12 protein-coding genes are annotated in these 11,408 nt (G+C 72.3%); 9 read left to right on the top strand and 3 right to left on the bottom strand.

What is annotated here, in order from left to right; translation table 11 throughout:
- Positions 1 to 672: SLATT domain-containing protein (locus tag PV721_RS08150; protein WP_319722165.1), on the bottom strand; the 672-nt coding region annotated here is incomplete at its 3' end.
- A gap of 278 nt (positions 673 to 950) precedes the next feature.
- On the opposite strand from PV721_RS08150, the gene PV721_RS08145 reads away from it, so the two are divergent.
- The 7 genes from PV721_RS08145 (at position 951) to PV721_RS08115 (ending at position 7,072) form a co-directional block, all read left to right on the top strand.
- Positions 951 to 1,295, top strand: coding sequence for a YbaB/EbfC family nucleoid-associated protein (locus PV721_RS08145; protein ID WP_319722164.1), 345 nt, complete (start codon positions 951 to 953; stop codon positions 1,293 to 1,295).
- A 45-nt stretch (positions 1,296 to 1,340) separates the two neighbouring features.
- The gene (gene recR, locus PV721_RS08140) at positions 1,341 to 1,940 is read left to right on the top strand and encodes a recombination mediator RecR (protein WP_030709293.1); all 600 of its coding nucleotides are present in this window, start codon (positions 1,341 to 1,343) and stop codon (positions 1,938 to 1,940) included.
- Positions 1,933 to 2,580, top strand: a complete 648-nt coding sequence (locus PV721_RS08135; protein ID WP_319722163.1) for a DUF5063 domain-containing protein — start codon at positions 1,933 to 1,935, stop codon at positions 2,578 to 2,580. The genes recR and PV721_RS08135 overlap by 8 nt, the downstream gene beginning before the upstream one ends.
- A 120-nt stretch (positions 2,581 to 2,700) precedes the next feature.
- The gene (locus PV721_RS08130; RefSeq protein WP_319722162.1) at positions 2,701 to 3,975 is read left to right on the top strand and encodes an aspartate kinase; all 1,275 of its coding nucleotides are present in this window, start codon (positions 2,701 to 2,703) and stop codon (positions 3,973 to 3,975) included.
- Positions 3,972 to 5,045 (top strand): aspartate-semialdehyde dehydrogenase, encoded by a 1,074-nt coding sequence (locus PV721_RS08125; protein WP_319722161.1) that lies wholly within the window; start codon positions 3,972 to 3,974, stop codon positions 5,043 to 5,045. Before PV721_RS08130 ends, PV721_RS08125 begins: the two co-directional genes overlap by 4 nt.
- A 171-nt stretch (positions 5,046 to 5,216) precedes the next feature.
- Positions 5,217 to 5,987, top strand: a complete 771-nt coding sequence (locus tag PV721_RS08120) for a SigE family RNA polymerase sigma factor (RefSeq protein WP_416371058.1) — start codon at positions 5,217 to 5,219, stop codon at positions 5,985 to 5,987.
- On the top strand, positions 5,984 to 7,072 hold the full coding sequence (locus tag PV721_RS08115) for a hypothetical protein (RefSeq protein WP_319722160.1): 1,089 nt from the start codon (positions 5,984 to 5,986) through the stop codon (positions 7,070 to 7,072). Before PV721_RS08120 ends, PV721_RS08115 begins: the two co-directional genes overlap by 4 nt.
- A gap of 126 nt (positions 7,073 to 7,198) precedes the next feature.
- On the opposite strand, the gene PV721_RS08110 is transcribed toward PV721_RS08115, so the two are convergent.
- Both PV721_RS08110 and PV721_RS08105 read right to left on the bottom strand, forming a co-directional pair.
- Complete coding sequence (locus PV721_RS08110) at positions 7,199 to 7,960, bottom strand: SURF1 family protein (protein ID WP_319722159.1); 762 nt, start codon at positions 7,958 to 7,960, stop codon at positions 7,199 to 7,201.
- A 34-nt stretch (positions 7,961 to 7,994) separates the two neighbouring features.
- Complete coding sequence (locus PV721_RS08105; protein WP_319722158.1) at positions 7,995 to 9,800, bottom strand: prolyl oligopeptidase family serine peptidase; 1,806 nt, start codon at positions 9,798 to 9,800, stop codon at positions 7,995 to 7,997.
- A gap of 88 nt (positions 9,801 to 9,888) precedes the next feature.
- On the opposite strand from PV721_RS08105, the gene PV721_RS08100 reads away from it, so the two are divergent.
- Together PV721_RS08100 and codA are read left to right on the top strand one after the other, a co-directional pair.
- Positions 9,889 to 10,056, top strand: a complete 168-nt coding sequence (locus PV721_RS08100) for a hypothetical protein (protein WP_319722157.1) — start codon at positions 9,889 to 9,891, stop codon at positions 10,054 to 10,056.
- 45 nt (positions 10,057 to 10,101) lie between these two features.
- Positions 10,102 to 11,403 (top strand): cytosine deaminase, encoded by a 1,302-nt coding sequence (codA, locus tag PV721_RS08095; RefSeq protein WP_319722156.1) that lies wholly within the window; start codon positions 10,102 to 10,104, stop codon positions 11,401 to 11,403.
- Positions 11,404 to 11,408: the final 5 nt, after the last annotated feature.

Here is an 11,408-nt window from a genome sequence, read left to right as displayed (position 1 = left end):
GGGGATGTTCGCGTCCGCGCGGGCCCCGGAGGCGCCCAGGGACTGCATCACCAGGGGGGCGGGGCCGGAGCTGAACTCCACCATCCACTCCGCCGTCTCGGAGCGCACCAGCTCCGTCACGTCCTCCGAGAAGCGCCGCAGCACGGTCAGGCAGCGCTCGGCGGCCTCGCTGGCCGTGCCCTCGGTGGGCCCGAGGACCTCGCGCACGTTCTCCGACGCCCAGTCGAACTGGAGAGTCTGGAGCCGCCGCTGCACCGCCTGGGCCGTGGCCACGTCCCGCATCCAGCCGGACGTCAGTCCGAAGAACCGGTCGCAGGCCAGGGCGGCCGCGCCCAGCAGCAGCGCCAGGTACCCGTACGTCGAGGCGCCCGGCGCCGAGCCCGTCAGCTCCAGCAGCGGCATCGCGGCGCCCGTGACGGCGCCCACGGCCGCGCCGACGCGCAGCACCCGCGCGCCCCGGCGCTTCCACGCCCGGTCCGACAGGTACCACTCGGCGGTGCGCAGCGCATCGGCCTCGACCCGCCGGTAGAGCTCGTCGAGCCGCTCCGCGGGTTCGCCCCAGTCCCCGAGGGGGAACGGCCGGCCGGTCAGATCGCCCGCCGCCATCGGTCCGCCGCCTTCCTCCCGGGGATCCCGGGGTGGCCCGTCGGGCTGCATCTCCGGCTGGCTCACCCGGCACTCCCTCTGCCTGCGCTGACGTGTGGTGGTGCGCGTGTGCGCAATGATGCGCATGCTCTTCCTACCTTCGATGGACGGGCGATGGGCGCCGAATCCCGGGATTTCCGCCCGCAGGAGGTCTCCATCAGGTACGCGTACGCCCCGTCTCTCACTCGAAAGAGTTGGTCCTCACGGCGTAGGGCGCAGCGCGCGGGGAGCACGTAGGCTCGGATTGACCAAGCGTTGCGAGGTCCCGACGGCCAGATGGCCCCGACGAACGGAGTGAGTGTCCTGTGATTCCCGGTGGTGGCCAGCCCAACATGCAGCAGCTGCTCCAGCAGGCCCAGAAGATGCAGCAGGATCTCGCGGCTGCCCAGGAGGAGCTCGCGCAGACCGAGGTCGAGGGCCAGGCCGGCGGCGGCCTGGTGAAGGCGACCGTCACCGGCTCCGGCGAACTGCGGGCCCTGGTGATCGACCCGAAGGCCGTGGACCCCGAGGACACGGAGACGCTCGCCGACCTGGTGGTCGCGGCGGTCCAGGCGGCCAACGAGAATGCGCAGGCGCTCCAGCAGCAGAAGCTGGGCCCCCTGGCCCAGGGACTGGGCGGCGGCAGCGGCATCCCCGGCCTTCCGTTCTAGTCCCGCAGTACCCCACAGACAGACACAGAGAGAGAAGGCAGTCCGTTGTACGAAGGCGTGGTTCAGGACCTGATCGACGAACTGGGCAGGCTGCCCGGCGTCGGGCCCAAGAGCGCGCAGCGGATCGCCTTCCACATCCTGCAGGCCGAGCCCACCGACGTCCGCCGCCTCGCGCACGCGCTGCTCGAGGTCAAGGACAAGGTCCGGTTCTGCGCGGTGTGCGGGAACGTGGCGCAGGAGGAGCGGTGCAACATCTGCCGCGATCCGCGCCGCGACCTCACGGTCATCTGTGTCGTCGAGGAGCCGAAGGACGTCGTCGCGATCGAGCGGACGCGTGAGTTCCGGGGCAAGTACCACGTCCTCGGCGGCGCGATCAGCCCGATCGAGGGCGTCGGCCCGGACGACCTGCGCATCCGCGAGCTGCTGGCGCGCCTCGCGGACGGAGAGGTGACCGAGCTGATCCTCGCCACCGACCCGAACCTGGAGGGCGAGGCGACCGCCACCTACCTCGCCCGCATGATCAAGCCCATGGGCCTCAAGGTCACCCGCCTGGCCAGCGGGCTCCCCGTCGGGGGAGATCTGGAGTACGCGGACGAGGTCACGCTCGGGCGGGCCTTTGAAGGAAGGCGACTTCTCGATGTCTGACGCAATGCTGCACGCTCTCGGCCAGGATCCGGACGACTTCGCCGCCTCGATCGCGGACCAGATCGAGTCGTTCATCGTTGCGGTCACCGAGGTCGCCAAGGGCGAGGACCCCGACAGCGCCGTGCCCTTCCTCCTCCTGGAGGTGTCCCAGCTGCTGCTGGCGGGCGGCCGACTGGGCGCGTACCAGGACGTGCTGCCGGACGAGCGCTACGAGCCCGATCTCGGCCCGGAACCGGACGTGGACGACCTGCGCGAGCGGTTCGCGGTCATGCTGGAGCCGGTCGACGTCTACTCCGAGGTCTTCGACCCGTACGAGCCGCGCAAGGCCCCGGTGGCCCACCGGATCTCCGACGACCTGGCCGACGTGGTCGCCGACCTGCGGCACGGGCTCATCCACCACCAGTCGGGCCGCATCACGGAGGCGCTGTGGTGGTGGCAGTTCTCGTACTTCACCAACTGGGGCCCGACGGCCTCGGCCACCCTGCGTGCCCTCCAGTCGCTGATCTCGCACGTACGCCTGAACCAGCCGCTGGAGGCCCTGGACGGCCTGGACACGGACGAGGACATGACCGAGGACGACCTCGCGGAGCAGGCCGGACGGGTGATGGCGGAGGAGCTCGGCGGCTTCGGCCGTAAATGAGAGCCCGGCGCGGGAACCCATTCTTTGATCTTTTCGTCTCATGATGTGGTACGAAGCGGTCGGATCCCGGTCGCTCGTTAGACTGCACCAGCAATGAGACGGACTGAGCGAGGAGCGCACGTGGGCCTTGTCGTGCAGAAGTACGGAGGCTCCTCCGTAGCCGATGCCGAGGGCATCAAGCGTGTCGCCAAGCGGATCGTGGATGCCAAGAAGAACGGCCACCAGGTGGTCGTCGTGGTTTCCGCGATGGGCGACACGACGGACGAGCTGATCGATCTCGCCGAGCAGGTTTCTCCCATGCCTGCCGGGCGCGAATTCGACATGCTGCTGACCGCCGGAGAGCGGATCTCCATGGCCCTGCTGGCCATGGCGATCAAAAACCTGGGCCACGAGGCCCAGTCGTTCACCGGTAGCCAGGCAGGTGTGATCACCGACTCGGTCCACAACAAAGCGCGCATCATCGATGTCACGCCGGGCCGTATCCGCACCGCGCTGGACGAGGGCAACATCGCCATCGTCGCCGGTTTCCAGGGCGTGTCCGCGGACTCCAAGGACATCACCACCCTGGGCCGCGGCGGCTCGGACACCACGGCCGTGGCGCTCGCGGCGGCGCTGGACGCCGAGGTCTGCGAGATCTACACCGACGTCGACGGCGTCTTCACCGCGGACCCCCGCGTCGTGAAGAAGGCGAAGAAGATCGACTGGATCTCTTCCGAGGACATGCTGGAGCTCGCCGCTTCCGGTTCCAAGGTGCTGCTGCACCGCTGTGTCGAGTACGCACGCCGATACAACATCCCGATCCACGTCCGGTCGTCCTTCTCGGGACTGCCGGGCACCTGGGTCAGCAACGAGAATCCGCAAGGGGACGAGCAGGTGGAGCACGCCATCATCTCCGGAGTCGCTCACGACGTCTCCGAAGCCAAGATCACGGTCGTCGGCGTTCCGGACAAGCCGGGCGAGGCCGCGGCGATCTTCCGCGCCATCGCGGACGCCGAGATCAACATCGACATGATCGTGCAGAACGTCTCGGCGGCCTCGACGGGCCTCACGGACATCTCCTTCACGCTCCCCAAGACCGAGGGCCACAAGGCCATCGACGCCCTGGAGAAGGCGAAGGGCGCGATCGGCTTCGACTCCCTGCGCTACGACGACCAGATCGGCAAGATCTCCCTGGTCGGCGCCGGCATGAAGACGAACCCGGGCGTCACCGCCTCCTTCTTCCAGGCGCTGTCCGACGCGGGCGTCAACATCGAGCTGATCTCCACCTCCGAGATCCGCATCTCGGTCGTCACCCGCCAGGACGACGTCAACGAGGCCGTCCGCGCCGTGCACACGGCCTTCGGCCTCGACTCCGACAGTGACGAAGCAGTCGTCTACGGAGGCACCGGACGATGACCGCGACCCGGTCCTCCGCCCCGGCACTCGCCGTGGTCGGGGCGACCGGAGCAGTCGGTTCGATCCTGCTCCAGATCCTGTCCCAGCGGGCGGACGTCTGGGGCGACATCCGCCTGATCGCCTCCGCGCGCTCGGCCGGCCGCACGCTGGCCGTCCGCGCGGAGGAGACCGAGGTGCTCGCCCTCACCGAGGACGCCTTCGACGGCTTCGGTCCGGGCGACGTCGCACTCTTCCTGACCCCGGCCGAGGTCTCGGCCCGGTGGGCACCCGTCGTCACCGCGCGCGGCACGGTCGTCGTCGACCAGTCCGCCGCCTTCCGGGCGGACCCCGAGGTCCCGCTCGTGGCGCCCGAGGTCAACGGGCACGCCGTACGGATCCGCCCGCGCGGGATCGTCGCCGGCCCGGACTGCGTGACCGCCGCCATGATCGCCGCCCTGGGCGCGCTGCACGCCGAGTACGCCCTCACCGGGCTGGTGGTCTCCTCGTACCAGGCCGCGAGCGCCGCGGGCCGGCCCGGCTCCGAGGCGCTGCGCCGCCAGCTGTCGCTGGTCGCCGGGACCTCCCTCGGAGAGCAGACCGGGGACGTCCGCCGTGCCGTGGGCGAGGACACCGGCCCCTTCGCCGGGCCCCTCGCCCTCAACGTCGTGCCCTGGTCCGGCGAGCTGCGCGAGGACGGCTGGTCCTCGCACGAGCTGGCGGTACGGGCGGAGACGCGCCGGATCCTGCAGCTGGAACGGCTCCCGGTGTCGGTGACCTGCGTCCAGGTGCCGGTGCTCACGGGGCATTCGCTGACCGTGCGGGCCCGGTTCGAGAACGAGGTGGAGGCCCCGCACGCCCGGGAGATCCTGAAGGCCGCGCCCGGCCTGGTGCTCGTGGACGATCCCGCGGCGGGGGAGTTCCCCACCCCCGCGGACGCCGCCGGGACGGATCCGGCCTGGGTGGGGCGGGTGCGGGCCTCGCTCGACGACCCCCACGCCCTGGAGTTCTTCGTGTGCGCCGACAACCTCCGCAGGGGCGCCGCTCTGAACGCCACGCTGATCGCGGAACTGATCGCAGGTGAATTTGCGTAATTCGCTTTGTAGGATCGGTGCTGATCCCTTGATCAAGGTGATGGCCCGACTGCCGTCTCGATAAGACGGGGCAATTCGGGAAGAGCGGGTACGCATGAGGACAACGGGGATATGGCTGGTGAGGCTGCCTCGCGCGTACAACCCTGACGGGGGGACGCGTGTCCTACAGGCGTGGCAGAGGCACTGCTCGAATCGAAACTCCTCCCGGCGCCCCTCGGGATCATCCCGGCGCGCCGGGGTCTCCGTGCGCCCGGCGGCGGTCTTCCCGTGATCGTGCCCGTCCCGCCGATGGGGCCCTCCGAGGCGCCCGTACTGACTGCCGCACCGATCCCGGGCGGTCTCGTGCCCCCGCCGCGCGACAGCGCTGAGGCGGCGGGGAGCAGCCGGAGCGAGCCGGCCGAGGCGACGTCGGAGACGACGGCCGAGGTGACCGTCGAAGTGGTGGCCGGGACCACCGTCGACCACCTCACGGCGACCTACCAGGCGCACTACCGCTCCCTGCTCGGCCTGGCAGCCCTGCTCCTCGACGACACCGCCTCCTGCGAGGACGTGGTCCAGGAGGCGTTCATCCGCGTGCACTCGGCGCGGAACCGGGTGCGCGACCGGGAGAAGACCCTGGCGTACCTGCGCCAGACCGTCGTGAACCTCTCGCGCTCCGCCCTGCGCCGGCGCATCCTCGGCCTCAAGCTGCTGTCGAAGCCGATGCCGGACATGGCGAGCGCCGAAGAGGGCGCGTACGACCAGCTGGAGCGGGACGATCTGATCAAGGCGATGCGCGGACTCCAGCGCCGTCAGCGCGAGGTCCTGGTGCTGCGCTACTTCGCGGACATGACGGAGGCCCAGGTCGCCGAGACGCTCGGGATATCGCTCGGCTCGGTCAAGGCGTACGGATCGCGGGGCATTGCCGCGCTGCGGGTGGCGATGGAGGCTGCGCAGTCATGATGGACGACCACACCCAGCCGGGCGGAGCGAGCGAGGAAGAGGCGCTGCGGGGCCTGCTGCACGGCGCCGTCGAGGGCCTCCAGCCCTCCGCGGGCGCCCTGGAGCGGCTGCGGCACGCCGTCCCCGCACGCCGGGCCCGCAAACGCCAGGCCCTGGTCGGCGCCGCCGCGGTGGCCCTGCTCGCCGGAACGGCGATCCCGGCCCTCATGCACCTGGCGGGCCGCGAGGGCACGGCCACGGACCACGCGGCCATGGCCGGGCACGGCGAGCACACCGGCGACAAGCCGGGCGCGGTCGGGTCCGACCCGCACCAGAACGGCTCCGGGAACCAGCCGAGGTCCAACCGCTCCTCCGGCAGCGCCCCGGCCGTGGGCGGCGCCACCGGGCAGCCGGACGCCACGCTGGGCGGTTCCCCCGTGGGCGGCCTCACGGCGGGCCCCTCGGGCACCGGCAGCGCGGGTGCTTCGGCCGGCACGACCGGTTCGGTGGCGGGCACGGGCCCGTTGCCCCCGGTGGCCGCGCCGGGCGTGCCCGGCTGCGGCGTGGACCAGCTCGGGGTGGTGGGCTCGGCCCGCGCCCCGGAGACCGACGGCAAGGTGTACGGCAGCTTCCGGGTCACCAACGTCTCGGCGCAGGGCTGCGCCGTCACCGGCCAGGACGCCGTCTCGGCGGCCCCTGCGGCCGGTGCGTCGGCCGGCCAGGGCTCCTCGGTCGCGGTGGTGGGCCACACGGCGGGGGACCCGGCGAGCGGGCTGCTGCCCGATCCGTCGGCGGAGGCCCAGGTTCTGGTGCTGCCGCCGAACACGGCGTACGAGGTCCGCTTCGCGTGGGTGCCGTCGGGCGAGGCCTGTACGCCGACGAACCCGGACGCGGGAGGGAAGCCGCCGCAGACCGACTCCGCGGGCAGCTCGGGCGCCCCGGCGCAGGGGGCGGCCACCGAGCCGCAGACGGGAGCGCCCCCGGTGACGTCGGGCGTCTCGGTCTCGCACACCCCGCAGCCGGGGTCCTCGACCACGCGGACGACGCTTCCCGAGGCCTGCGGCGGAACGGTCTACCGGACGGGTGCGATCCCGGTCGAAAAGTAGCCCGACCAGCTGCCCCGTGAGCAGCCCGGCCAGCCGCCCGGTGAGCAGCGCGGTGAGCGGCCCGGTGAGCAGCCCGGCCAGCCGCCCGGTGAGCGGCCCGCCGAGCAGGGGGCCCGTGGGCCCGCCCTACGCGGCGGGTTCGAGCAGACCCGCCTCGGTGTCGCGGATGGTCTCCACCTCGCGGCGGTAGAGCCGGAACCACATGAAGAGCACGAAGGCGACGAAGACGAACCACTCGCCGGTGTAGCCGAGGTTCTGGAAGGCCTTCAGGTCGAGCCCGGTGTTGGTGGGCGCCTGCGCAGGCACCGGAACCATCCCGTCCGCCGGGGTCTGCACGGTCAGCCAGGCGTCGTACAGGTCGTACGGGACGATGTTGACCAGCGAGGCCGCCCCGATCACCCCGAGCTGCCCGGCCGGCAGGCCGCCCTGGGAGTGGACCCCCTTCGTGCCGGAGTTCTCCGAGGACTGCAGGGCGCCGGTGACCTCGACCCGGCCGGTCGGCGGGGCCGGGGCCTTCGCCGGGTCCGCGGCCCCCGGCAGCCAGCCCCGGACCACCGGGACGGCCTTGCCCGAGTCGGTCTTCAGCAGGGTCAGCACGTAGAAACCGGACTGGCCGTCGAGCCGCCGCTCCGGCACCAGCATCTGATCGGCGTACTCCCCGGCTGTGGAAGCCAGCCGTCCGGAGGTCTTCGTGTCCACCGGAAGCAGCGAGTCCAGGGGCGCGGCCACCTGGTCGGCGGGCCGCTCGGCCGTCGCCTCCCGGTGGCTGTCGACGCGGTCCTCGAACCGGCCGAGCTGCCAGGACCCCATGAACAGGCAGAAGGGGACGGCGAGCGCGACGAAGACGTTGATCCCCCACCAGCGCGGGGTCAGGAGAAACCGGTGCACCCCACCACCGTACGGGGGGTGCACCGGAGCGGGACTAGCGGGGCAGGTGCTTCAGCGCGAACTCCAGCTCCATCCGTACCTGCTTGATCCGCTCCTCCACGACCAGCGAACCGTGCCCGGCGTCGTACCGGTACACCTCGTGCTCCGCGCCGCGCGCCACGAGCCGCTCCACGTAGTTGTCGATCTGCCGGATCGGGCAGCGCGGGTCGTTGACGCCCGCCGCGATGTGGACGGGAGCCTTCACCGCGTCGACGTAGGTGAGCGGCGAGGAGACCTCGAAGCGGTCCGGGACCTCCTCCGGGGTACCGCCGAAGAGGGTGCGGTCCAGGGCCTTCAGCGCCTCCATCTCGTCGTGGTAGGCCGTCACGTAGTCCGCGACCGGTACGGCGGCCAGGCCCACCGCCCAGGCGTCGGGCTGCGTGCCCAGGCCCAGCAGCGTCAGGTACCCGCCCCAGGAACCGCCCGACAGCACGAGGCGCGCCGGGTCCGCGAGGCCGGAGGCCACGGCCCACTCCCGGACCGCCGCGATGTCCTCCAGCTCGATCAGGCCGACCCGGTGCTTGAGGGCGTCCGTCCACTCGCGGCCGTAGCCCGTCGAGCCGCGGTAGTTGACCCGCACGACCGCGAAGCCGTGGTCCAGCCATGCCGCCGGGGCCGCCGCGAAGGCGTCGCTGTCGTGCCAGGTCGGACCGCCGTGGATCTCGAAGATCGTCGGGAAGGGTCCGTCGCCCTGGCCGGCCGGCCGCTGCACCAGCGCGTGGATCCGCCCTCCCGGGCCGTCCACCCACGCGTCCTCCACCGGCAGCGAGCCGGGCGGCCGGAAGCCGGGCGCGTCCAGGACGACCCCGCCGGCCGTGGACCGTACCGTCGAGGGCTCGGCGGCCGAGGACCACAGGTACTCCACCGTCCCGTCGGGCCGCGCCGTCGCACCCGAGACCGTCCCCGGGGGCGTGTCCACGCGTACGAGGTCCCGCGCGGCCAGGTCGTAGCGCCACAGCTCGCTGCGCGCCTCGAACTCGTGCGCGACCAGGAGCGCGGAGCCGTCGGGATACCACTCGGCGCTGACGTCGCCCGGCAGGTCGATCGCGAGCTCCTCCTCGGCGCCGGTGGCCACGTCCCACACCATGGGCTCCCAGCGGCCGCGCCGCTGGTGGCCGACGAGGAGGCGGGTGTCGCCCGCGACCGGGGCGAAGCCGAGGACCTCGAGGCCGAGCTCCTGCGTGCCGCCGCGGGAGTCGTCCAGCTCGGCGACGGTGGCCCCGTCGAGGGTCAGCACGCGCAGGGAGGAGTGCATCGCGTCACCGTGCTCGGTGTGCTCGACGGCCACGACCCTCCCGTCGTGGGACAGGTCGCCCACGCCGGCCGACTCCCGGTGGCGGTAGATCACGGTGGGCGCGGATCCGTCCGGGCGGACCACGTGGACCGTGGTTCCCTCCTCGTCCGTGGAGCGCCCGACGACCGCGGTGCCGTCGCGGCCGATCGCCAGACCGGCGGGGTACGAGGGCTCCAGGCCGGGGGTGGCCGGCTCGTCCGGGCCGCCCCCGAAGGGCTGGCGCACCCAGGTGCCGAACTCGTCGCCGTCCGTGTCGGAGAACCACCAGATCCATGCGCCGTCGGGGGAGAGGGCGCCGTCGGTGGTGCCGTTCGGGCGGTCGGTGGCCTGCCGCTGGACGCCGGTGGCGCGGTCCCAGGCGTAGAGCTCGAAGGTTCCGGTCGCGTTGGAGACGAAGAGCGAACGGTCCGGGGCGTCCTCGGCCCAGTCGGGCAGCCCGACGCGCGGTGCCCGGAACCGCTTCTCCCAGTCGGGCGTCTCGGGGGTGATCTCGCTGTCGCTGGTCATGCGCCCCATTGTGGCCGCAGCGGTCCCCGGGATGCCGACTGCTCCGAACGGGCGCAGAGTGGAACCCGTAGCCCAAGGAGGAACGATCATGGCCAAGAAGGCGCACACCGGCCACCACATCCACCAGGACTCCGAGCGCGCGCTGGCGAAGAACACGGCTGCCGAGGCCCGCGCGAAGGCCGCGGCCAGGGACATCCAGTCGTCCGCCGCGAAGACGCGCGGCATGCAGCAGAAGGCCCAGGCCAAGCGCGGCTGAGTCGGCAGGCCTGCGCAGGTCTGCGCAGGTCCGTAGGCTGGCGCCATGCGGATGATCGTCCGGGGCGCCCGGCTGCTGCACACCTCAGGCCTGTCCGACGTCGAGGTCGCGGAGGACGGCCGGATCGCGCGCGTGATCCCGCACGACGACCAGAAGGAGCCGCCGGCCACCGGCATCCTCCTCGAGGCGCACGGCGCCCTGCTCAGCCCGCCCTTCGTCGAGCCGCACATCCACCTCGACACGGCGCTGACCGCCGGGGAGCCTCGCCCCAACGCCTCCGGCACCCTCTGGGAGGGCATCGCCTGCTGGAGCGAGCGCAAGCGGACCCTGACCCGCGAGGACGTGATCGCGCGGGCGACCGAGGTGCTGCGCTGGCAGGCGGCCCAGGGGGTGCTGCACGTGCGCACCCACTGCGACATCACCGACCCGGACCTCACCGCCCTCGACGCGCTGCTCGAAGTGCGCGACCGGGTGCGGGAGGTCATGACCCTCCAGATCGTGGCCTTCCCGCAGGAGGGCATCGCCTCCTTCCCGGACGGCGAGGCGCTGCTGCGGGAGGCGGTGGCCCGCGGCGCGGACGTCGTCGGAGCGATCCCGCACTTCGAGGACACCCGTGAGGACGGGGTGGCTTCCTTGAAGACGGCCTTCGCGCTCGCCGAGGTGCACGGGCTCCGGGTGGACGCGCACTGCGACGAGATCGACGACGAGCAGTCCCGTTTCGTGGAGGTGCTGGCCACCCTGGCCCTGCGCTCGGGCCTGCGCGAACGCGCCACCGCCTCGCACACGACGGCCATGGGCTCCTACAACGGCGCCTACAGCTTCAAACTCCAGCGGCTGCTGTCCCGTTCCGGCATCAACCTGGTCGCCAACCCCTTCGCCAACCTCAACCTCCAGGGCCGCTTCGACGCCTACCCGAAGCGGCGCGGCCTCACCCAGGTCAAGGAGATGCTGGCGGCCGGGGTCAACGTGGCCTTCGGCCACGACGACGTGATGGACCCCTGGAACGCGCTCGGCACCGCCAACCCGCTCCAGACCGCCCTCGTCGGGCTGTACGCCGCCCAGCTCACCGGCGCGGACGAGATCCCGGTGGCCTTCTCGATGGTGACGGACCGTGCGGCGCGCGTCCTGGGTCTGTCGGACGCGGAGTACGGCATCACGGAGGGCGCTCCCGCCTCGTTCGTCCTGCTCCCGGCGTCCTCGCCCGAGGAGGCGATCCGCCGTCAGGTCCGGCCCCGGTACGTCGTCTCGCACGGCTCCGTCCTCGCCGAGACCCCGCCCGCCCCGGCCCGGCTCAACTGGCCGGGGGAGCCCCCGTCCGACGTGGACTTCAGCCGCCGCCTACGCTGACGCCC

The sequence above is a fragment of the Streptomyces sp. MB09-01 genome (genome assembly GCF_033794505.1).
Classification (GTDB): Bacteria; Actinomycetota; Actinomycetes; order Streptomycetales; family Streptomycetaceae; genus Streptomyces.
Note: the sequence above shows the minus strand (reverse complement) of the source record. Positions and strands in the feature narration are given on the sequence as shown.

Excerpts from the sequence above, each read along its gene's own strand:
- PV721_RS08135 (WP_319722163.1), top strand. The coding sequence starts at position 1,933 with ATGTCTGACGCAATGCTGCACGCTCTCGGCCAGGATCCGGACGACTTC.
- PV721_RS08125 (WP_319722161.1), top strand. The coding sequence starts at position 3,972 with ATGACCGCGACCCGGTCCTCCGCCCCGGCACTCGCCGTGGTCGGGGCG.
- PV721_RS08115 (WP_319722160.1), top strand. The coding sequence starts at position 5,984 with ATGATGGACGACCACACCCAGCCGGGCGGAGCGAGCGAGGAAGAGGCG.
- PV721_RS08105 (WP_319722158.1), bottom strand. The coding sequence starts at position 9,800 with ATGACCAGCGACAGCGAGATCACCCCCGAGACGCCCGACTGGGAGAAG.
- PV721_RS08100 (WP_319722157.1), top strand. The coding sequence starts at position 9,889 with ATGGCCAAGAAGGCGCACACCGGCCACCACATCCACCAGGACTCCGAG.
- codA (WP_319722156.1), top strand. The coding sequence starts at position 10,102 with ATGCGGATGATCGTCCGGGGCGCCCGGCTGCTGCACACCTCAGGCCTG.